Origin of the sequence: Paracoccus sp. C2R09 (genome assembly GCF_018860625.1) — a bacterium.
Classification (GTDB): Bacteria; Pseudomonadota; Alphaproteobacteria; order Rhodobacterales; family Rhodobacteraceae; genus Paracoccus.
In genome coordinates this window covers 108,697-130,024 of sequence record NZ_JAHKQB010000023.1, presented here as the reverse complement: position 1 = coordinate 130,024, position 21,328 = coordinate 108,697, and the positions used below count along the sequence as shown (strand labels likewise).

General features: G+C 67.3%; 17 protein-coding genes. 5 read left to right on the top strand and 12 right to left on the bottom strand.

Translation table 11 applies throughout. The features are described from left to right. Nucleotides 1-37 precede the first annotated feature (37 nt). Together KO490_RS08650 and KO490_RS08645 are read left to right on the top strand one after the other, a co-directional pair. On the top strand, nucleotides 38-541 hold the full coding sequence (locus KO490_RS08650; protein ID WP_252727083.1) for a TetR/AcrR family transcriptional regulator: 504 nt from the start codon (nucleotides 38-40) through the stop codon (nucleotides 539-541). 150 nt (nucleotides 542-691) lie between these two features. Further along, on the top strand, nucleotides 692-1,627 hold the full coding sequence (locus tag KO490_RS08645) for a DMT family transporter (RefSeq protein WP_216019012.1): 936 nt from the start codon (nucleotides 692-694) through the stop codon (nucleotides 1,625-1,627). Between the two features lie 6 nt (nucleotides 1,628-1,633). Here the strand turns inward: KO490_RS08645 and KO490_RS08640 are convergent, their stop codons facing one another. Further along, a complete protein-coding gene (locus tag KO490_RS08640) occupies nucleotides 1,634-2,341 on the bottom strand; it encodes a GntR family transcriptional regulator (RefSeq protein ID WP_252727082.1) in 708 nt (235 codons plus the stop codon). Between the two features lie 109 nt (nucleotides 2,342-2,450). Here KO490_RS08640 and kduI point away from each other — a divergent pair, with 109 nt between their 5' ends. Together kduI and kduD are read left to right on the top strand one after the other, a co-directional pair. Next, nucleotides 2,451-3,275: a 5-dehydro-4-deoxy-D-glucuronate isomerase gene (kduI, locus tag KO490_RS08635; protein WP_216019011.1), complete on the top strand. Its 825-nt coding sequence runs from the start codon at nucleotides 2,451-2,453 to the stop codon at nucleotides 3,273-3,275. After that, nucleotides 3,272-3,997: a 2-dehydro-3-deoxy-D-gluconate 5-dehydrogenase KduD gene (gene kduD / locus KO490_RS08630; RefSeq protein WP_216019010.1), complete on the top strand. Its 726-nt coding sequence runs from the start codon at nucleotides 3,272-3,274 to the stop codon at nucleotides 3,995-3,997. The genes kduI and kduD overlap by 4 nt, the downstream gene beginning before the upstream one ends. 12 nt (nucleotides 3,998-4,009) lie before the next feature. Here the strand turns inward: kduD and KO490_RS08625 are convergent, their stop codons facing one another. The 10 genes from KO490_RS08625 to KO490_RS08580 all read right to left on the bottom strand — a co-directional run bounded on the left by KO490_RS08625 (nucleotide 4,010) and on the right by KO490_RS08580 (nucleotide 17,492). Continuing rightward, on the bottom strand, nucleotides 4,010-6,589 hold the full coding sequence (locus KO490_RS08625; RefSeq protein WP_216019009.1) for an AAA family ATPase: 2,580 nt from the start codon (nucleotides 6,587-6,589) through the stop codon (nucleotides 4,010-4,012). Beyond that, a complete protein-coding gene (locus KO490_RS08620; RefSeq protein WP_216019008.1) occupies nucleotides 6,586-7,716 on the bottom strand; it encodes a metallophosphoesterase in 1,131 nt (376 codons plus the stop codon). The genes KO490_RS08625 and KO490_RS08620 overlap by 4 nt, the downstream gene beginning before the upstream one ends. Nucleotides 7,717-7,903: 187 nt before the next feature. Then, nucleotides 7,904-10,696: a bifunctional aconitate hydratase 2/2-methylisocitrate dehydratase gene (locus tag KO490_RS08615; protein WP_216019007.1), complete on the bottom strand. Its 2,793-nt coding sequence runs from the start codon at nucleotides 10,694-10,696 to the stop codon at nucleotides 7,904-7,906. Between the two features lie 134 nt (nucleotides 10,697-10,830). Beyond that, nucleotides 10,831-11,667, bottom strand: a complete 837-nt coding sequence (locus tag KO490_RS16655) for a hypothetical protein (RefSeq protein ID WP_216019006.1) — start codon at nucleotides 11,665-11,667, stop codon at nucleotides 10,831-10,833. After that, nucleotides 11,664-12,860 carry an amidase family protein gene (locus KO490_RS08605; protein ID WP_216019005.1) on the bottom strand — a complete coding sequence of 399 codons (1,197 nt, stop codon included), beginning with the start codon at nucleotides 12,858-12,860 and terminating at the stop codon, nucleotides 11,664-11,666. The genes KO490_RS16655 and KO490_RS08605 overlap by 4 nt, the downstream gene beginning before the upstream one ends. Nucleotides 12,861-12,868: 8 nt before the next feature. After that, nucleotides 12,869-14,167 carry a TRAP transporter large permease gene (locus KO490_RS08600; protein WP_216019004.1) on the bottom strand — a complete coding sequence of 433 codons (1,299 nt, stop codon included), beginning with the start codon at nucleotides 14,165-14,167 and terminating at the stop codon, nucleotides 12,869-12,871. A gap of 1 nt (nucleotide 14,168) precedes the next feature. After that, nucleotides 14,169-14,678: a TRAP transporter small permease gene (locus KO490_RS08595; protein ID WP_216019003.1), complete on the bottom strand. Its 510-nt coding sequence runs from the start codon at nucleotides 14,676-14,678 to the stop codon at nucleotides 14,169-14,171. Between the two features lie 90 nt (nucleotides 14,679-14,768). After that, a complete protein-coding gene (locus tag KO490_RS08590; protein WP_216019002.1) occupies nucleotides 14,769-15,728 on the bottom strand; it encodes a TRAP transporter substrate-binding protein in 960 nt (319 codons plus the stop codon). Nucleotides 15,729-15,795: 67 nt separating this feature from the next. Further along, nucleotides 15,796-16,464, bottom strand: a complete 669-nt coding sequence (locus KO490_RS08585) for a DUF4286 family protein (protein WP_216019001.1) — start codon at nucleotides 16,462-16,464, stop codon at nucleotides 15,796-15,798. A gap of 143 nt (nucleotides 16,465-16,607) precedes the next feature. Continuing rightward, the gene (locus tag KO490_RS08580; RefSeq protein WP_216019000.1) at nucleotides 16,608-17,492 is read right to left on the bottom strand and encodes a LysR family transcriptional regulator; all 885 of its coding nucleotides are present in this window, start codon (nucleotides 17,490-17,492) and stop codon (nucleotides 16,608-16,610) included. Between the two features lie 194 nt (nucleotides 17,493-17,686). Here KO490_RS08580 and KO490_RS08575 point away from each other — a divergent pair, with 194 nt between their 5' ends. Then, nucleotides 17,687-20,479, top strand: a complete 2,793-nt coding sequence (locus KO490_RS08575) for an AMP-binding protein (protein WP_216018999.1) — start codon at nucleotides 17,687-17,689, stop codon at nucleotides 20,477-20,479. On the opposite strand, the gene KO490_RS08570 is transcribed toward KO490_RS08575, so the two are convergent. After that, on the bottom strand, nucleotides 20,452-21,225 hold the full coding sequence (locus KO490_RS08570) for an SDR family NAD(P)-dependent oxidoreductase (RefSeq protein WP_216018998.1): 774 nt from the start codon (nucleotides 21,223-21,225) through the stop codon (nucleotides 20,452-20,454). The two genes, KO490_RS08575 and KO490_RS08570, sit on opposite strands and share 28 nt — an antisense overlap. Nucleotides 21,226-21,328: the final 103 nt, after the last annotated feature.

Here is a 21,328-nt window from a genome sequence, read left to right as displayed (position 1 = left end):
GAGCGTTCGTTCTACATGGTCAAGGATGAACGAGACGATGATCAGAATTGCGGCGGGGCTGGAGCGTTGCTTTGCCGCGCGCGGCTTTGCCGAACCAAGCGTCGAGGATCTGCGCGCGGCTGCCGAGGTCAGCCTGCGCACGCTCTACAAGTACACCCCCTCGCGCCGGGACATGGTGCATGCCGCGATGGAGAATCGTCACCGGCGATACATGGCGCGCGTGCTGGACGACCTGCCCGAGGGGGCGGCTGCGCTGGATGTGCTGCTGGACCGCGTTGCCGGCTGGATGCGGGACGAGGCGTCGCATGGCTGCCTGTTCCATGCCGCCGTGGCCGCCGCCCCGGACGATCCGGCGCTGCACGATCTGTTGACGCGCCACAAGGCGGAGCTGGCGGAACGTGCCGCCGCCGCCACGGGCCTGGTCGGGCATGAAATCGCCCTGACGCTGATCGTCGAGGGGCTGACCCAATCCTGGTCGCTGCACGGTGCTTACGCGTTGAAGGCGGCGAAATCGCTCGGGGCCTGTCTTCGGCAGGGCTGACCCCGGGCCGTATCGGGCGGGGCAGGCCACCGGGTTCGGCGCCACATGTCGGCGCGCTGCCGATCTTCCGGGCAATGGCGGCGATGGCGCTTTCCCATGCCGGACAACTGCGCTAGTCCTGTCGGAACCCGCATCCAGCCATCAGGCACCATGCCCCCTAGTGATTATCCCCTCCGCGGCATCGCGTTGAAATGTCTCAGCGTCTCGGTCTTCACCTGCATGGCCGCGCTGGTGAAGGCGACATCGCAGGGGAACATGTCCGTCCCCGCCGGCGAGCAGGTCTTCTTCCGGTCCTTCTTTGCCATTCCCGTCATTTTGGGCTGGCTGATCGCGCGGGGCGAATTGTCGATAGGTCTGCGGACCTTCCGTCCGATGGGGCATTTCTATCGTGGCGTGGTCGGCACCATGGCGATGGGGCTGAACTTCTGGGCGCTGTCGCTGCTGACCTTCCCCGAGGTGACGGCCATCGGTTATGCCGCGCCGCTTCTGGTCGTGATCTTCGCGGCCATGTTCCTGAACGAGGAGGTGCGGCTCTTCCGGCTCGGCATGGTCGGGCTGGGTCTGGCGGGGGTGATGATCGTCCTGTCGCCGCAGCTGCGGATCGGCAATCCCGACACCGCGCGGACGCTCGGGGCGGTGGTCACGCTTGGCGGGGCAAGCTGCGCGGCGCTGGCGCAGATTTTCGTCCGCAAGCTGGTCGAGGAGGAGCGGACCTCGGCAATTGTCTTCTGGTTCTCGATCACCTCGACGGTTCTCAGCCTGACGACGCTGCCCTTCGGATGGGTGATGCCCGATGCCACGTCGCTGGCGCTGCTGGTGTCGATGGGACTTCTGGGCGGGTTGGGTCAGATCCTTCTGACCTCGGCCTATCGCTTTGCCGACGCCTCGCTCATCGCGCCGTTCGACTATACTTCGATGGTGCTGGCGATCGTCATCGGCTGGTTCGCCTTCGGCGAGGCCCCGACCGCCGTGGTGCTTCTGGGCACGTCGCTTGTCATCCTTGCGGGGCTGCTGATCATCTGGCGCGAACGCAGGCTGGGGCTGCAGCGGACGCGGCAACGGCGGGCGATGACGCCACAGGGCTGAGCGCGATCAGTCGCCGACCATGTCGGGGCGTTCGCGGCGCAGCTGATCCAGCATCCGGTCGATCCGGCCCAGATGCCCGGTCAGCGCCCCGGCTGCGGCATCCGCATCACGGGCGCGCAACGCCTGCAGGATGTCGCCATGTTCCGACAGCGCGTTCCCCGCATTGTAGGACAGCGACAACCAGCGCAGCCTGTCCATATGGCCCTTGTTCTCGCGGACCAGCTCCCAGACGAATCCATGCCCCGACAGATCGCAGATCCGCTGGTGGAAGCGGTCGTCCAGCATGTGGAACCGACGCCGATCATCCTGTTCCACGGCGTCCTTCTGGTCGTCAAGGATCGCTTGCAGTTCGTCATGATGCGGCGTCGAAAGCACGCCCGCAGCCACCCTCATGCAGGCAACCTCCAAGGCGTTGCGGATGAAGCAGGCCTCGCGGATGGCCGTGGCCGAGATGGGCGTGACGGTGGTCGAACGTTGCGGGCGGATCAGGACGAACCCGATCTGCGACAGCCGAAAGAAGGCGTCCCGCACCGGCTGGCGCGACACGCCCATGCGCGACGCGACCTCGGCCTCGGAGATCCGGGTGCCGGGGGGCAGTCCCAGATCGACGATCCGTTCATGCAGGGCGTCGAAGACCTGATCGGTGACCGAACGTGTCGAACCGGGTTGCAGCAGGGGGATGACCGGTTCCGCCGCTTCGTTCATCTGCGCCATTCACGAACTCCGTTTGACCCTGCTGATCGGCTAGCATATTAGTATGCTGGAATGAGGGCAATGCCGTGAGACCCGGCAGGCCCGCGATGCCTTGGAGGAGGGACCGAAGATGACCCATGTCGAGACGCGCCACGCGATCCACCCCGATCATGCCAGGACGATGGATACCGCGGCCCTGCGCCGGAATTTCCTGGTCGAAGGGCTGTTCCAGGATGATCAGATCCGCCTGACCTACAGCCATTACGACCGTTTCGTCGTCGGCGGTGCCGTGCCTGCGGGCAAGGAACTGGTCCTTGATGCCATCGCCGAGACCCGCACCGCGACCTTCCTCGAACGGCGCGAGATGGGCATCGTCAATATCGGCGATACCGGCACCATCGCGGCCGCCGGACAGGAATGGCAGATGGCGCGCGGGGACGTGCTGTATCTGGGGATGGGATCGGGTGCCGTCACCTTCGGCGGGGCGGGGCGGTTCTATATCACCTCGGCGCCTGCGCATCGCGCGCTGCCTTGCCGCCTGATTACCGTGGATCAGGCGAAAGAGGTCCAGATGGGCGCGTCCGAGACCTCGAACAAGCGCACGATCCGGCAGTTCATCCACCCCCTGGTGATGGAGAGCTGCCAGCTCGTCATGGGCTATACCTCGCTCGAGGAGGGATCCGTCTGGAACACCATCCCCAGCCATGTGCACGATCGCCGGATGGAGGCCTATCTCTATCACGGGATGGCACCCGAGGCGCGGGTGCTTCATCTGATGGGCGAACCGCAGGAAACGCGGCACCTGTTCGTTGCGAACGAACAGGCGGTCCTGTCGCCCCCATGGTCGATCCATTCCGGGGCGGGGATCGGTGAATACACTTTCATCTGGGCGATGGCGGGGGACAATGTCGACTACACCGACATGGACTTCATCCAGCCGGAGGATATGCGTTGAACGCCTTTTCGCTGCAGGGAAAGACCGCGTTGGTGACCGGCGCGAATACGGGCATCGGACAGGCGATCGCGGTGGCGATGGCGGGTGCCGGGGCCGAAGTCATCGCCTCGGGCCGTCGCGACTGCGACGAGACGCTGGAGATGATGGGCCGAGGTCGCCAGATGCGGCTGGATTTCAGCAACCCCATGGCAGCGCGGGACGTCTTCGCCGCCGAGCGGATCGATATCCTGGTGAACAATGCGGGGATCATCCGTCGCGACGACGCGGTCGATTTTTCCGAAGCCGATTGGGACGATGTGATCGACATCAACCAGAAGGCGCTGTTCTTCACATGCCAGGCCTTCGCAAGGGCGGCCCTGCCGCGCGGCGCGGGCAAGATCGTTAACATCGCAAGCCTTCTGTCGTTCCAGGGCGGTATCCGCGTGCCGTCCTATACCGCCAGCAAGCATGGCGTGGCAGGCCTGACCAAGCTGATGGCCAATGAATGGGCCGCCCGGGGCCTGAACGTGAACGCGATCGCGCCGGGCTATATCGAGACGAACAACACCGAGGCGCTGCGTGCCGATCCCGAGAGGTCCAAGGCCATTCTCGACCGGATTCCGGCCGGGCGGTGGGGCCGCCCCGAGGATATCGCGCAGACTGCGGTATTCCTTGCGGCCCCGGCCTCGGATTACGTGAACGGCGCCGTGCTGAACGTGGACGGGGGCTGGCTGGCCCGCTGAGGGGCCGGCACCTCAGGCCGCCGTCAATCGCAGGGCATGCCCGCCAAGATCGCGGAAGGCCCGCTGGCGACAGGTCAGCACGATGATCTGCAGGTCGGCGGCCTGACGGTGCAGCGCGTCGAACATCCGTTCGATCCGGGCATCGTCGGTAAAGACCAGCGCGTCATCGAGGATGACGGGGGCGGTGCGGCCCGCGGCCCCCAGCATCCGCGCGAAGGCCAGCCTGACCAGCAGGGCGATCTGCTCCTGCGTCCCGCCCGACAGGATGTCCAACGGCTCGGTCATGCCGTCGCGGATCAGGCAGTCGGGCAGCAGCGAATCCTCGGCCCAGGTCAGTTCGGCATCCGGCCACAGAAGCCCCAGAAGCGGGCGCAGTTCGCGGGCGACCGGTTCGAAATACCGGTCCCGCGCCGCGCTGCGCGCCGAGACCAGCGCCGATTCAAGCCGGGTCAGCACGGCAACCTCGTGGTTCAGGCGATCCAGGTCGCGGGTGGCTGCGGCCAGGGTCTCGGACGCGGCAGCCAGCCGTTCCTCGACCGCGTCGCCCGCCGCGCGGCGGATACGTTCCTCGAGCGCGGCAAGCTGCTGCCTCAGATCGCCAATCTGCGTTCGCGCACCCTCGTCGATGGATTGCGCGCGGCGCAGCGCGGCCGCGGCTGCGGCCAGATCGGGCGCGGATTTCAAGGCCGCGTCATGTTCCGCCTCTGCCAGCTTCAGCGCGTCGCGGGTATCGTCGGCAGCGGTCGAAAGGGTCGGAATGTCGCCATCGAAACCCGCAAGGGCCTGCGTCGCGCGGGCATGCCGATCCCGGGCCTGATCCAGCATGGCGTCGGCGCGAACCATCCGGACGCGCGCTTCGTTGGCAGCCTCGGCGCAGAGGGCCAGCGCATCCCGCGCGGTCTTCTCGACCTCGCGGGCCTTTTCGTGCGCGGCGATGGCTGCCGACGGGTCCGTGTCATCCGCGGCATCCTCGGCCACGGGCAGGCGGGCCAGCTGCGCGCGCAGCACCTCCATCCCCTCGGGGGCGATGCCGCTGAGCAGCGCGCGGGCTTCGGCGTGATCGCGTTCGGCATTGGCCCGCAGGGTCGCGGAATGACGGGCCTCTGCAAGGTCGCGGACGCCCGCCATGTCCAGCGCATCGCGCAGGGTCGCTTGGGCCTTGCCGTGATGATCGTCGGCGGCGGCCTCGGCGGGGCGGATTTCAAGCGTGCCGATCCCGGGAAGGTCCAGCATGGCCAAGCCGGCAAGCGGCACGGGCGATCCGTCGGGCAGCGGGTCGCCATTCAGCGTCAGCCGCGCCGCGGCGTCGTAACGTGCGGTGATCTGCGTGGCCGCGGCATTGCGGGCGGCGGTCGCTGCGGCAAGATCGGCGGCAAGCGTCTCGATCCGGGACAGTGCATCGCGGGTCAGGCCGTGGATGCGCGCCTTCGCGGCCTCCATCGCCTGACGAGCCTCCTCGGCCTGGGCGATCCGGCGCTCGAGGTCGCGGCGCCGGTCGGCATTGTCGCGTGCAGCCTGCGCCCTTTCGACCCGTGCGCGTTCGGTTTCGGCCCCTTCAAGCCGCGCGGCCGCGTCGATCTGGTCCTTCTGCGCCAGGGACAGCGCATCGAGCGCCGCGCCATGCGCCGCACGTGCATCCCCTGCCTCGCCCTCGGCCCGCGCGATCAGGTCGTCGCATTCGGCCTGCTCGCCCAAAACCTTGCGCATCTCGTCCAGCCGGGCCTGCGCGGCAGTGGCCCGAAGGCGGCGGGTCTCGACCTCGCGGGCAAGGCGCTCGACCTCGGCGCCGTGGCGCTCGGCGGTGGCATGTTCGGCCCTTGCCGTCTCAAGCCGCCTGTTGCGCAGGGCGACCTCGTCGGCATCGGTCAGTTCCGCCGATGTGCGTCGCGCCTTGCGTCGCGCATCCAGCGCGGCATGCAGCTCTTGTGTCAGGCGCTGCAGATCGTCGCGTTCGGCGGTCAGGGCCGCCACCTGGTCCTGCGCGGCCTTCCATGGACCGCCCATCTTCGGGCGCCCGGTTGCCGTCGCAAGCACGCCCAGTTCGTCGCGGCAGCGCTGCAGGGCCGCGTCCATGCGCCGCCCGCCGGTCATCGCCTCGACCTCTTCGCCCACGGACGAAAGCAGGTCGCGCCGCGCATCCAGCGCCGCCGCCTTTTCCTTGTTGCTGCCATCGGTCAACGAGGTCATGCCCTGCCTGACCCAGATCAGCCCGGCCGGTCCGCCCCCGTCCTGGCCCAGGGCGCGTGCGATCCAGTCCTCGGCCTGATCCGATTGCGCAATGGGACGCCCGTCCCGGCTGACGCTGGCCGTGGGCTTTTGCAGCCAGCGTTTGGTGATGGTGAAGCGGCCATCCGCAGTCTCGACCTCGACCGTGATCTCGGGGGCGCCGCCGGAATGGGGACGCAGGGCCTTGATCTCCTTGTCGCCGCTGCCATGCGGCTTGAAGAACACTGCCTGCAGCGCATCGAAGATGGTCGATTTGCCGAACTCGTTCGGCTCGCTCAGCACGTTCAACCCGTCGCCGATCCCGTCGATCCGCATGGTCGCCGTGAACTGGCGAATATTGGTCAGTGCGATGGCACGCAGTTTCATTCCGCACTCTCCCTCACATAGGCATAGAGCCGGGCCAGCGCATCCTTCGCGGCCTCTCGCTGCGGGGCGGGGGCGTCGCTTTCGGCCTCGGTCGCCAGATCCTCGGCGGCGATGCGCAGCGCGCCGCCCTTGCGGTCGATCCGGTCCAGATCAGCCTGATCGTATTCCGTCCCGAGCGCGTCGAGCCGCATCTCGAAATGCGCGAATTCCGGGCCCACGCGTTCCGCAGCCTCGATCAGGGCCGCGCGATCGCCAAGCCGGGCCCAGCCAGACAGCGCCACGCGGATCAGGATGTCGCGACGTCCGCCCCGGGGCAGTGCATCCAGCAACGCGGCGGCGGCGTCCTGTCCCGGATGCAGGGGCAGATCCAGCGGCAGCCAGTGGAAATGCCCGGTCTCGATCTCTTCGACCTGCGGTTCGGCGCCGGGACCGTCCAGCGTCACGCAAAGGCATGTGCCCCGCGTCCCGTGCTTGAAGCGATCCTGTTCGGGGCTGCCAGAATAATGCACGCGCGCCGAAACCCGCATCCGCCCGTGCCAATCGCCAAGGGCCAGGTAATCGAGCCGCGCGCTGCGGTCGCGATCGGGCGCGATGACGTCGCCGCTCTCGGTGAAGTCGGTGACGCCGCCATGGGCCAGCCCGATCCGCAGATCGCCTTCGCCGCTTGCCATGGCGACCATCGGCGCCGACGGGTCTGTGGCCCCCGCGCGATAGCGGACGGGGCAGGGCAGCAAGGTCGCGCCATCCTGCATGACGACCGGGACTGCTTCGGACAGGACGCGGATGTTCGGCACCGCCAGCCCCCGGATCATGTCCCAGAGCGGTTCGGCATCGCGCAGGTTGTCGTGGTTCCCCGGCAGCAGCCACCATGTGACGTGCCCGGCCTCGGCCATCGCCGCCGCCGCCTGATGCGCGATGCCGGGCGAGGGGGTCGGCGTGTCGAAGATGTCGCCCGCCAGCAGGATATGGGCGGCGCCCTTGTCCCGCGCGACCTGCGCCAGCCGCGCGATCGCACCGTGGCGGGCCTCCATCAGCCTGCCGCGGATATTGCCGTCGGCGGGCTGGGGGATGCTGGCGAATTTCCTGCCGATATGCAGGTCCGAGCTGTGGATGAAACGAAGGGGCATGGCGGCCTGCAAGGCTATGGGCGGGATCGAAGCCATCTTCGGCAACGGGGATGTCAGTCCCTGTCATGCCACCCCGCGTGCGGCGGTGAAACGGGGAAATGCCTAAACTTCGGCAAGCCCCTTCAGGAAAAGGCCCCCGGCATCCTGCGATGCCGGGGGCCGGTTCGATGGGCCGGGTCCGCCCGGATCAGAAATGGACAGACAGGCTGTCCAGAGGGGTCGCCTTGGGCGGCGCGAACTTGGTCAGGTCGATGCCTTCGACGGCGGTCTTGTATTCGTCGATATTCGGCGTGCGCCCCAGGATGGCCGACAGCACGACGACGGGGGTCGAGGCCAGCAGCGATTCACCCAGCTTCTCGCCGGAATCCTCGACCACGCGGCCCTTGAACAGACGGGTCGAGGTCGCAAGCACGGTATCGCCCTTGCCGGCCTTTTCCTGGTTGCCCATGCACAGGTTGCAGCCCGGACGCTCCAGGTACAGGATGTTCTCGTATTCGGTGCGCGCGGTCTGCTTAGGGGCGCTGTCGTCGAACTCGAAGCCCGAATATTTCTGCAGCACTTCCCAGTCGCCTTCGGCCTTCAGCTCGTCGATGATGTTGTAGGTCGGCGCGGCCACGACCAGCGGTGCCTTGAAGGTCACGCGGCCCTGTTCCTTTTCAAGGTTCCGCAGCATCTGCGCCACGATCTTGACGTCGCCCTTGTGGACCATGCACGACCCCACGAAGCCCAGATCGACCTTCTTTTCGGCACCGTAATACGAAATCGGGCGGATCGTGTCATGGGTATAGCGCTTGGACACGTCCGAGTTCGAGACGTCGGGATCCGCGATCATCGGCTCGTTGATGGCGTCCAGATCGACCACGACCTCGGCGAAATATTTCGCGTTGTCGTCGGGCTTCAGCGCGGGCTTCTCGCCCGAGCGGATCTGGGCGATGCGCGCGTCGGCCTTGGCGATCAGGCCTGCCAGGACCTGCGCGTCGTTGTCCATGCCCTTGTCGATCATGATCTGGATGCGGCTCTTGGCGATCTCCAGCGACTTGATCAGGGTCTCGTCCTCCGAGATGCAGATCGACGCCTTCGCCTTCATCTCGGCCGTCCAGTCGGTGAAGGTGAAGGCCTGGTCGGCCAGCAGCGTCCCGATGTGAACTTCGATGATGCGGCCCTGGAAGACGTTGTCGCCACACTGTTCCAGCATCTGCGCCTGCGTCGCATGGACCACGTCGCGGAAGTCCATATGCGGGGCCATCTTGCCCTTGAACGTGACCTTGACCGATTCCGGGATCGGCATGGTCGCCTCGCCCGTGGCCAGCGCCAGCGCGACGGTGCCCGAATCCGCGCCGAAGGCCACGCCCTTGGACATGCGGGTGTGGCTGTCGCCGCCAATGATGATCGCCCAGTCGTCCACGGTGATGTCGTTCAGCACCTTGTGGATCACATCGGTCATCGAGTGATAGACGCCCTTGGGGTCGCGCGCGGTGATCAGGCCGAAATCATGCATGAACTTCATCAGGCGCGGCGTGTTGGCCTGCGCCTTCAGGTCCCAGACCGATGCCGTGTGGCAGCCCGACTGATAGGCGCCGTCGACCTTGGGCGAGATGACCGTGGCGGCCATCGCCTCCAGCTCTTGCGAGGTCATCAGGCCGGTGGTGTCCTGCGACCCCACGATATTGACCTGCACCCGCACGTCGGACCCGGCATGCAGCACCTTGCCGGGCGTGCTGCCCACGGCATTGGCGTTGAAGATCTTCTCGACCGCGGTCAGGCCCTGGCCTTCGTGCGACACTTCCTTGGAGGGCGCGAAGGCCGATTTCAGCGGGATGCCCAGGGTTTCGCAGGCGAAGGTCTGCAGCTGCTTGCCGAAGACGATGGCATAGGAGCTGCCGGCCTTCATGAACTCGACCTTCTGGGGGGTGAAGGACGCGGCCAGATCGGTCAGCTCTTCGCTGCCATCCTCGTTCAGCAGCTTGTGGGTCTTGGTGTCGATGGTCAGCACGGTGCCGGTCTCGACCGAGTATTTCTGTTCGAGGATCGGGTTGCCGTCGTTGTTCAGGATCGGCTTGCCGTCCGGGCCGGTCTTGCGCACCCAGTTCTTCAGGTCGATGCCGATGCCGCCGGTGACGCCCACGGTGGTCAGGAAGATGGGCGAGATGCCGTTCGTGCCCGCGACGATCGGGGCGAAGTTGACATAGGGCACATAGGGGCTGGCCTTCTTGCCGGTCCAGAGCGCGACGTTGTTCACGCCCGACATCCGCGACGAGCCGACGCCCATCGTGCCCTTTTCGGCGATCAGCATCACGCGCTTGTCGGGGTGCTGCAGCTTCAGCGCCTCGATTTCCTTCTGCGCCTGTTCCGAGATCATGCACTTGCCGTGCAGTTCGCGGTCCGAACGCGAATGCGCCTGGTTGCCCGGCGACAGCAGGTCGGTCGAGATGTCGCCTTCCGCGGCGATATAGGTGACGACCTTGATCTGCTCGTCGATCTCGGGAAGCTTGGTGAAGAACTCGGCGTCGGAATAGCTCTCGAGGATGTCCTTCGCGACCGGGTTGCCCGCCTTGAAGGCGGCGGCCAGGCGTTCGGTATCGGCCTCGTAGAGGAAGACCTGCGTCTTCAGCACGTCGCCCGCATCCTTGGCGATGGCCGCGTCATCGCCCAGTGCCAGGTCCAGCAGCACCTCGACCGAGGGGCCGCCCTTCATGTGGGACAGCAGCTCGAATGCGAAGGCGGGCGTGATCTCGGGGACCTCGACCTGCCCCAGGATGATCTCCTTGAGGAAGAAGGCCTTCTCGCGTGCGGCGCTCGTGGTGCCGGGCAGCGTGTTGTAGATCAGGAACTGCAGCGAATCCGACCGGTGCTCGTGGCCCTTGTCCTTGATCTGCGCGATGATCTCGCCCGCAAGATCCGCGCCGTCGACCGGCTTGGGGCCCAGCCCCTGCGCCTTGCGCGTTTCGATTTCGTCGAGATAGTCGGTATACAAGCTCATGGCGATGCCCCGGAGGTCTGCGTTTCGAGTGGCACTTGTCCCGAAGGCAGGTGTGCAGCCGCACCGGGAAAGCTAGAGGTATGCCGCGGTATACCGATGCATGCGGCAAATGCAAGCTTCACGCTTGCGCAAGATCAGTTCGGCACGGGCCGAAGCAGCGTGACGCGATCCGGAGCCATCTCGGCCAGGGCGATGGTGCCGTCGGGGGCCACGTCCATTCCGTGGGCATAGGTCGCGAAGGTGCGGCAGCGTCCGACCAGGCGTCCGTCCGGGGCATAGGCCGACAGGCGCGGGGTCTGGTCCGTCACCAGCAGCACGCCGTCCGCCCGCAGCGCCAGCGCCATGGGGCGGTGCAACCCCTCGATCAGGTCGATCACCCGGCCATCCGCATCGAAGCGCTGGATGCGGTCGTTCTCGCGGTCGGCCACGCAGACGCGACCTTCGGCGTCGATCACCACGCTGTGCGGGGTCGAGAATTCGCCCGCAGCCCGCCCCGGTCCGCCGAAGCTGAACAGATGGGCGTGATCCGGGCCGAAGACATGGACCATGCTGTTGCCGTATCCGTCGGTGACATAGATCCGCCCATCCGCACCCTGCGCGCAATCGGTCGGATGGTTGAACGGCCGCCCCAGGCCTGGGCGTTCGTCGCAATGGATGCGCCCGCATTCCCGGCCCGTGGGGTCCAGCAACACCAGCTTGTGCCCGTCCATGTCCAGCGCCGCCATCAGGTCGGGCGTCAGCCTGCGCAGACCGTGACCGCAGGTGAATTGCGGCAGGTTGACGTCATAGCCGCCCGGTCCGCCGTCGAACGACAGAAAACGCAGTTCGGGGGCCTGCCTGCGCAGGATCGCGATGCGCCCGCCCGCCACGGCCAGATCGGTAATGCCCGCGAACCGGGGTCCACCGACATGACCGACCGCATAGCGCTGATCGCCCAACGCGACGAAGGCCTGCGGGCGGGACGCGATCACAGCTCGGATGCCAGTACTTCGGCCATGCCCAGAACCATGGCATCGCAGCCGCGGGGCGCCGTCAGCATCAGCCCGGCGCCCGGAAGCCCGCTCAGCGGGATGCTGACCGAGCAGCCGTCGATCACGTTGGCAAGGCTCGTGTTGCGCAGCGCCAGAAGGTTCACCCGGTCATAGGTCGCATCGTCTGCCAGATCCGCCAGCTTCGGCGGCATGATCGCGACGGTGGGCAGCAGGATCGGCGTCTCGGCGAAGATGCGTGCGGCCTGATCCGCCAGCGCCGCCCGTGCGACCAGCGTGCGGGCATAGCCGGGGGCGTCCGTTTCCCCGGCCCGCGCCATGCGCGAGGCGACGCGCGGGTCCAGTCGGTCGCGGTGATCGGCAAAGACCGCGCCGTGATGGCAGCGGGATTCGACCGCGCTGAACTGCCAGACGGGCAGGGCGCGGTAATCCTCGAAGACCTGCATCGAAAGGCGGCGGATGGTGATCCCGCCCTCGGCCAGGGTCTCCAGCGCGTCCTCGAAGGCGTCGATCACCTGGGGGTCGGCACCGTCCAGCCCGAAATTCTGCGGCACGATCACGCTGCCCGGAATGTCGGCGGCCTGCAGCGTGGTGCCGCGCAGCACGTTCAGCGTGGGGCGCAGCAGCGCGGAGTCGCGCGTCAGCACGCCCACGCTGTCCAGCGAATGGGACAGCGGCACGGCGCCGTCGCGGGGGATGGTGCCGGCCGTCGGCTTGAAGCCGAAGATGCCGCAGAAGGCCGCCGGGATGCGCGCCGACCCGCCCGTATCGGTCCCAAGCGCGATGTCGGCCACGCCGCGCGCCACCGCCGATGCCCCCCCCGAGGTCGAGCCGCCCGCGATCGCGCCCTGGATCAGCGGCGTCAGCGGCGTGCCGTGATGGGGGTTCAGACCCAGCCCGCTATAGGCGTATTCGGTCATGTTCGCATGCCCGATCAGCCCCGCCCCTGCCGCGCGAAGCCGCGCGACGGCGACCGCGTCGGCCTGCGCCGGGGCGCGCAAGGGATCCGGCGCGGTGCCGGCGCCGGTCGGATATCCCTTCACGTCGAACAGGTCCTTGACCGCGACCGTCAGCCCCGACAGGGGCCCCTCGGTCGTCACCGGATCGTCGAACACGCGCGTGAAGTCGGGGGCGGTGGCCTGGGCGCGGGCGGCGTTCAGCAGGTCTTGGGTCATGGTCGCTCTCAGATCGTTTGTTGGACAAGCCATGTGGCGATGCCGGGGAATGCCGTCAGCAGGATCACCGCCAGCACGAGGATCAGGAAATAGGGCAGGACCATCCGCGTGATCTCGAAGATGCCCCGCCCGGTCAGGTTCTGGATCACGAACAGGTTGAAGCCAAGGGGGGGCGTGATCTGCGCCATCTCGACCACGATGATCAGGTAGACCCCGAACCAGACCGGGTCGATCCCAACCGCCGCGATGGCGGGCATCACCACCGAAGTGGTCAGCACCACGATCGAGATCCCGTCGAGGAAACAGCCCAGCAGCACGAAGAACACCGTCAGCACGGCGATCAGCCCCGCCTTGCCCAGACCGCTGTTCGAGATCACCTCGGCCAGGTCGGCGGGCAGGCCCGAGAAGCTCATGGCGGATGTCAGGAAGGCCGCGCCCAGCAGGATCAGCCCGATCATGGCCGAGGTGCGCGTCGCGCCGAACAGCGCCTGCGTGAAGCTGTCGCGCGTCAGCGACCCCCCGAGCGCGGCGATCAGCAGCGCACCCGCCACGCCGATGGCCGCGGCCTCGGTCGCGGTGGCGAAACCGGCATAGATCGACCCGATGACCCCGATGATCAGACCCACGACCGGCACCAGAAGGCGCAGGCGCAACAGGCGCTCGGACCAGCCGATGCGGGTTTCGGGGGCGGGCATGGCGGCGGGGTTCAGGCGTGACCAGATCGCGATATAGCCCGAGAACAGCGCCATCAGCATCAGCCCCGGCACGACGCCCGCGATGAACAGCCGGTTGATCGAGACCTGCGCCGCGACGCCATAGACGATCATCACGACCGATGGCGGGATCAGCAGCCCGAGCGTGCCCGACCCTGCCAGCGACCCGATCGCCAGCCTGTCGTCATAGCCGCGCGATTTCAGCTCGGGCAGGGAAATGCGGCCCACGGTCGCCGTGGTCGCCGCCGACGATCCCGAAACGGCGGCGAAGATGCCGCAACCCACGACATTCACATGTGCAAGACCCCCCGGCAGCCGCCCGACCCAAGGGGCAAGGCCGGAAAACAGATCCTCGGCCAGGCGGGTGCGATAGAGGATTTCCCCCATCCAGATGAACAGCGGCAGCGCGGTCAGGGTCCAGCTGGCGGAATGCGCCCACATGGTGGTGGCCAGCACCGCATCCACGGGGCTGGAGGTGAAGGTCAGGAAGATGACGACGGCGGATGCCAGAAGGGCCACGCCCACCCAGACGCCCAGACCCAGCAGCACCAGAAGCGTGACGACGAGGACGGCGGATTGCGACAGGATCTCCATCTCATTCCCCCCGTGCTTGTTCGGCGACATCGTCGCGTTCGACCGGCAGACCCATGATCAGGCGCAGGGTGCGTTCCGCGAAGGCCAGCGCGAACAGGATCGCGCCGAAGGCCATGGCCGATTGCGGGATCCACAGCGGCACCGCCACGATCCCCTGGCTGACGTCGTCATAGGCCCAGCTTTCATGGACATAGGCGAAGATCGCCCATGCGGCCCATGCCATCAGGACCGTGGCGAAACCCGAGGCCAGGATGTCGGCGACGCGCCCCGGTCCGGCGGGCATCAGGTTGCGCAGCGATGTCACCCGGATGTGGTCGCCATGGGTCAGCGCCGCCGGCAGCGCCAGGAAGATGGATGCCGAAAGCCCCCATGCCGCGAAATCGTCGGCCGAGGGGATCTGGCTGCCCATCAGGCGCAGGACGATCTGGGCAAGGATCAGCACCGCGATCCCCACGAGCGAAAGGGCCGCAAGCGCCCCGCAGAAATTGAACAGATGTCGGGTGAGGACCATCGCGGCATGTTCCTTGTGTCGTGTTCCGTCGCGCGGGCGGCGGCCCGCAGGAAAAGGCCCGGCCCCCGCCAGGGGAACCGGGCCGCGCGATCAGTTCAGGGCGTCGGTGATGGTCTGGCCATCCTCGCCCGCCTGCTCCAGCCATTCGGCGCGCATGGTGGCGGCGATCTCCTCGAAATCGGCGGCAAGACCGTCCGGCGTGGGCAGGACCTGCATGCCGTTGTCGGCCATGGTCTGCGTGGCCTCGGTCGTCGCGGTCTCGGCCATGTCCCATCCGCGGGTTTCGGCCAGATCGGCCGCCTCGCGCAGTGCGTCCTGCACGCCTTCGTTCAGGCCGTCGAAGGAACCCTTGTTCACGATCACCATGTTCTTGGGGATGAAGGCCTGCACGTCATAGTAATGGGACACGAAATCCCAGGCCTGGCTGTCCACCCCGGTCGAGGGCGAGGTGATCATCCCGTCGATCACCCCGGTCGAGAACGCCTGAGAGATCTCGGCCGTGGCGATGGTCGCGGGCACCGCGCCCAGCAGTTCGGCCAGACGCGCGGTCGAGGGGTTGTAGGCGCGGAACTTCACGCCGTCGAAGGACGAGGCATCGGTCACCTCGCCGTTCATGTAGATCCCCTGCGGCGGCCAGGGCGCGGCATAGAGAAGAACGAGACCTTCCTCGTCCAGCTTCTCCTCGTAGATGGGGCGCGACGCGTCCCAGAGGGCCTTCGCCTCGTCGAAGGTCGTGGCCAGCAGCGGCACGGCATCCGCCGAATAGGCCGCGTCCTCGTTTCCAAGGGCCGAGATCAGCACCTCGCCGATGGGGACAATGCCGCGCTGCACGCCGCGCTTCAGTTCGGGGCGCTTCAGCAGGACCGAGTTCGAGACCACCTCGATTTCCAGCTCGCCCTCGGTCAGGCGGGCGACATCCTCGGCAAAGGCGCGGATGTTCTGGGTCAGATAGTTGCCGTCGGGCGCGTCCGCCGACATCTGCCAGGTTTCCGCATGCGCGGCAGAGGTCGCAAGGGCCGCGATGGCGGTGCCAAGAAGAATGCGTTTCATGTCGTTGTCTCCCGGTTGGTTGGTTCGTGGCCGGCCGGGGATCTGCGCCCCCGTCCCGGCGATCTGATCAGCCTGCCAGCGGCGGCAGGTCGTGTTCGTCCAGCGACCATAGCAGGGTAAAGGTCTGTGCCTCGCGCAAATTACCCTCGAAGCCTTCGGTCAGCTGGCGCAGTGTCGCCTCGGCCACCGGTTCGGTCGTGGTGTCGACGACCAGGCAGGGGGCCAGCACGCGGCCCTCGCTGCTCTCGGAGGGCAGGGGCGTCGAGAGTGTCTCGTCGGGGATCATGTAATGCACGCGCAGCACACCCTCGACGGCCATCAGGGCCTCCATCCGGTCGCGGATCGCATCTTGGTCGACGGCGCCCGGCACCAGTTCGACCATCGCGACGGCCGATCCCCAGCCGAAGCCGCCTTCCAGCGCGACCTGCATCACGCGGCGGCGCGTGTTCGACATGCGGGTGAAGTTCGTCACCGACCACTGGGTCTGATGTTCGAACGCCTTGCGATAGGCGGCCGAGGTGAAATCGCTCAGCGCGCTTGCACGATAGAGCGCGAGATAGCGGCGCGCCGAACCCGACACCGCGCGATAGCGCCGCGCGCCGGTGAAGCCCTCGATGCGGACGCGCTCCTCCATGTGCTCGCGGTCGTACCAGAGGTTGAAATCGGCCTCGTGATCGGGGTCGACATCGCTCCAGACGAACAGTTGCGCTTCCTGGGTCGAACGGATCCTGCTCATGCTGCACCCTGCCTGCTGGACGGGTCCGGGCCATGCGGTCCATCGCCGTCGATTTCGTTTCAGGCAGGGTCCGTCGAAAAGCCCGATGCGGCAAACGGGAAATTTCGGCAGGGGGCGATCGGGTTTTCCGATCACCCGCATCCTCAGCCCTCGATGGCCGCGCGATGTGCCGCGGCGCAGTGCCGCGCCAGATCGGCGATGGCCCGATGGATCGCGGCGTCGGAACTGCGCCGCCAGACGCAGAACAGCGGCAGGTCGGGCAGGGCGGCATCGACGCGCAATTCCGACAGCCCCGGCCCCTGCAGGTCGCAGCCGCGCGGCAGCGTCGCGATCCCCAGACCCCGCTCGGTCAGCCGCGCGATGGCCGAGATCGAGGTCACGCAATGGACCATGGACGGGCGCAGGCCCTGTTCCTGAAACAGCGCCACGATATTGGCGTGGGGGCGCGAATTGCGGGTGAAGGTGATCAGCGGCCCCGCGACGACATCGGCCAGGGTCAGCGCCTCGCCCTGCATGCCCGCCGGTCCGAACCAGCCCATGGCCAGCGGCGTCAGGGCCATGCAGGCGGTCTGTTCGTCCTGCTGTTCCTCGGTCGTCAGCAGCATGTCCAGCCCGCCCCTGTCGAAGGTCGCGGAGATGTTCGTGGTGGGTTCGATCGTCAGTTCCATCTCCAGCCGGGGATAGACGCGGGCGACCTCCTCGATCAGATCGCAGAGCCATGTATGCACGACCGATGTGACAAGCCCCAGCCGCACCCGCCCCGCGGCCTGGGCGGGATCGGACAGCGTGTCGCGCAGCTGGCGTTCCGCCGCCAGGATGTGCTGCGCCTTGTCGAGGATCAGCGCCCCCGCGACCGTGATCCGGGATGCGTGGAATTCGCGGTCGAACAGGTTCACGCCCAGTTCGTTCTCCAGCGCCGAGATGCGGCTGGACACCGTCGCCTGGCTGACGCTCAGCCTTTCGGCGGCGGCGCGGAAACTGCCCAGATTGGCGACGGTGACGAAGGTCTCCAGAAAGCGCGTGTTCACCCGATATCCTCTTGTGGCCGTCCGATCTCAGCTGTCCGACGATACGCGGCGGGGGATATTGCGAAAAGCCCGGCCCGGCAATCGCGTCGAACCTGCCCGCGATTCGGGCAGGCCCTGCGGGCGATCCTCGACAATCCCGGCGGCTTGACCTAAGGCGGTGGTCGACCGGCGACCTTCAGGCGAGCGTTTGCGACATGCCCGACACCCCCCTCCATGCCCATGACAACATTCCCGCCGAACTGGCCGAGGCGCTGGCGCGATACCGCGATCTGCCCGCCATGTCCGATGGTGCCCACGCGCTCAGCTATGGCGAGCTGGCAGGTTTCGTCGGCCATGTGCTGGGCCGGATCGACGGGTCGGGGCCCGTCGCCGTCTTCGGCCTGCCCGGAACGCTGATGGCCGCGTCGGTCGTGGCCGCGGTGATCGGGGGGCGGCCCTTCGTCCATCTCGACCCGGCCATGCCGCAGGCGGTGCTGGCCAATATCGTGGACGAGCTGGGCATCGACCTGATCCTGTGCTGCGACACCCCGCGCAACGGGCAGTTGCCGGGCCATTGCCGGGTGATCAGGGCTGCCGATTGCCTGGTGCCGGGCCAAGGGGCGCTGCCCGTCGCGGCCCGCGTGGATCCGCAGGATGCGATCTATCTCGTGGCGACATCGGGCACCACGGGGCGGCCCAAATGCATCCCCGTCACGCAGGATTCGGCCTGGCTGTCGTATCGCTGGCGGGACGCGTTCACGCCCTACGACACCGGGTCGCGGGTCGGCATCTATATCTTCGCCATATGGGAATTGCTGCGCCCGCTTCGCCACGGGGGGCAGCTGTTCTTCCCGGATTTGAACGACCTGATGTCGCCGCGCGGGCTGAGGGATTTCCTGGACCGCAACCGCATCGACGAGATGCTGTTCACCCCGTCCTTCTTCGAAAAGACCCTGGGCGCCATGCAGCCGCAGGACAGCGCATCGCTGCCCCTGCGTCGGGTCATCCTGAACGGCGAGGTGGTGCCGGAGCGCCTGGTGGCCGAGGCCCGCGCCAAGCTGCCCCGGGCGCAGCTGTGGAACCTCTACAGCATCTGCGAGACGCATGACATCAGCATGACCCGCCTGCAGCCGGGGGTGGATGCGGGCGTGGGCCGCGCCATGCCGCACCTGCGGGCGATCGTGCTGGACGAGGCCGACCGCCCCTGTCCCCCGGACGAGCCGGGCCTTCTGCATTTCGAAGGACCTCGGATGCTGGGGCCGGGCTATGTGAACCGCCCCGAGGAGACGGCGCAGCGTTTCCGCCATGTGGAACTGAACGGAGAGGTCTTGCGGCTCTACGATACCGGGGATCGGGGCTTTGTGACCGCCGACGGGCAGATCCACGTGCTGGGCCGGGTCGCGCATATGCTCAAGCTGCGCGGTCACAGCATCCAGACCCGTGAACTGACCGAGACCCTTGGCCAGCAGATGGAATTCGCGCGCGCGATCCCCTGGGTGCAGCAGCAGGGGGGCGATCAGGTGCTGCTTCTCTACTATACCGCCGATGATGCGCAGGCGGGGCGCAACTGCGACCGATGGCAGATCGGGGACGGCTGGCAGCGGATGCCCGATGCCCTGGCGCGTCGCCTTGCAGGCATCCTGCCGCGATATTGCGTGCCGAGCTTCCTCGTGCGTCTGGACGAGATCCCGATCAACAAGGTGTCGGGGAAATGCGACTTCAAGGCGCTTCCGCTGCCGCCCGACCATCTGGACGGGGCCGAGGATGCGGGCGACCTGGTCGACGCCGCGCGCATTGCCGCGCGTATCCTGGGCCATCCGCCTGCGGGCTTCGATGCGGGGCGGTCGTTCCACGACCATGGGGGGGATTCCCTCATGTGCGTCGATTTCCTTCTGTCGCTGGAACAGGCCTATGGGCGCCGCGTCGATTTCGACTGGGCGCTGAACCTGCCCCTGATGCGGCTGCATGAATTGCTGACCGACAGGACCGTTGCCCGGGCTGTTACGGATTTCACGCGACGGGGCATCCTGTTGACCGGGGCCACGGGTTTCCTGGGCGGGCATGTCCTGGCGCAGGCCGCGCGAGAGTTGCCTGCGGATCAGGTGGTCTATTGCCTGGTCCGGCCCCGCAACCGCGCACCCGAGGCGCGGCTGGCCGAACGCGCGGCGGCATTGGGTGTCGCGCCCGACCGTTTCGTGGCCCTCGAGGGCAGCATCGATCAGCCGTGTTTCGGGCTGGACCCGGCCAGCCATTCCGAGCTGGCCGCCAAGGTCGATCACGTCATCCATTGCGCGGCGACGGTGAACCTTGCCGTCGCGCCCGAGCAGATGGAGGAATGGTCGCGTGCCGGGATCCGGACGGTCCTGTCCTTCTGCCGCGAGGCCGGGGCAGGGCTGTCCTTCTCCAGCTCGAACTCGGTCTTTCCCGACCGGGGCGGGCCTTATCCCGAAGGCCCGGTCGCGCCGGTGGGCGACATCTCGGGCTATGGTGTGGCCAAGATCGCCGCCGAACATGCCATCGCGGCCTCGGGCGTGGCGGCCACGATCCTGCGGCTGCCCTCGCTCTATGATCTGGATGCGCCGAACCCGAAGGACATCTATGAACTGATCCTTGCGGCCTGTCGCGAATGCGGCGGTTTCCCGGAGGGGATGCGTTTCAGCATGACCGATGTCACTGCCGCCGCGCGGGCGCTAGTTGCCCGCCCCGCGGGACAGGGCGCAAGATACGCGAACCTCATGGCCGATCATCCGGTTTGCCTGCCATCCGAGGGCGGCATGCCGCTGGATGCCTGGCTGCAGATGGCACCGCTGGACGATGCGCTGCGCAACCTGCTGCGCGCCAGCCCCGATACGGTCCGTGCCGACGCGCGATACGACAACGCCGCCGCGCGTCTTCTGTGGGACAAGCTGGGGGGCGGCGATTTCAGCCGCCTGTCCGACCCCCGGCAGCTGCTGGCCCGCCGGTTGGGCCGGGATATGGCCTACCAGAGCGATCCTGCATTGACCTGATAATCGGCCATCGTGATCGCGCGCGCGCCATCGCTTGCAAGGAAGGCCGCGAGGTTCGCGATCTCGTCGGGCTGGACCAGCTTGCCCTGCGGGTTCGACGCCTCGTATCGCGCGCGGATCTCGGCCTCGGGCAGGCCGGTCTGGGCGATGTCGTTCTGAATGAACTGCTGCAGCATCTCAGTCTCGACCCAGGTGGGGCTGATGCTGTTGCAGGTGACGCCATGCGCGGCCCCTTCCAGGCTGACGCAGCGGCTGAGGCCCAGAATGCCCGCCTTGGACGCGCAATAGGCCGCGTTGTCGGCCATGCCCTGGTGGGCCGCGACCGACGCGATGTTGACGATGCGGCCGTATTTCTGGCGCAGCATGACAGGCATCACCGCGCGGACCATCTTGAAGGTTCCCGTCAGGTTGGTGTCGATCGTGTCGTTCCAGATTCGGTCGGGATGGCCGTCCACGGGGGCCTCCTCGTAGACGCCGGCGGCGTTCACGATGGCGTCGATCCGGCCATGGCGGGCGATCACGGCATCGGTGAATTCCTGCACGCTGTCGGTATCGCGCACGTCCAGGTGGCGCAGCATGGCGGCATCGCCCAGCTTGTCGGCCACCTCGCGCTGGCGTTCGGCGTCGCCACCCCGGCGCGCGCCGATCACGACCTGCATCCCGTCCCGCACGAAGCGCTGCGCGACGGCGGCCCCGATCCCCGTCAGTCCGCCCGTCACGATCGCGATCTTGGGTTCATTGCTCATGTTTCGACCTGTCTCGTCATCTGTTCCTCCCGCCCCGGTCGGGGCGGATCTGGCGTCGCGGCGCCGGCTCCGGGGGCGTGTATGGACCCTTGACCGGGCGACG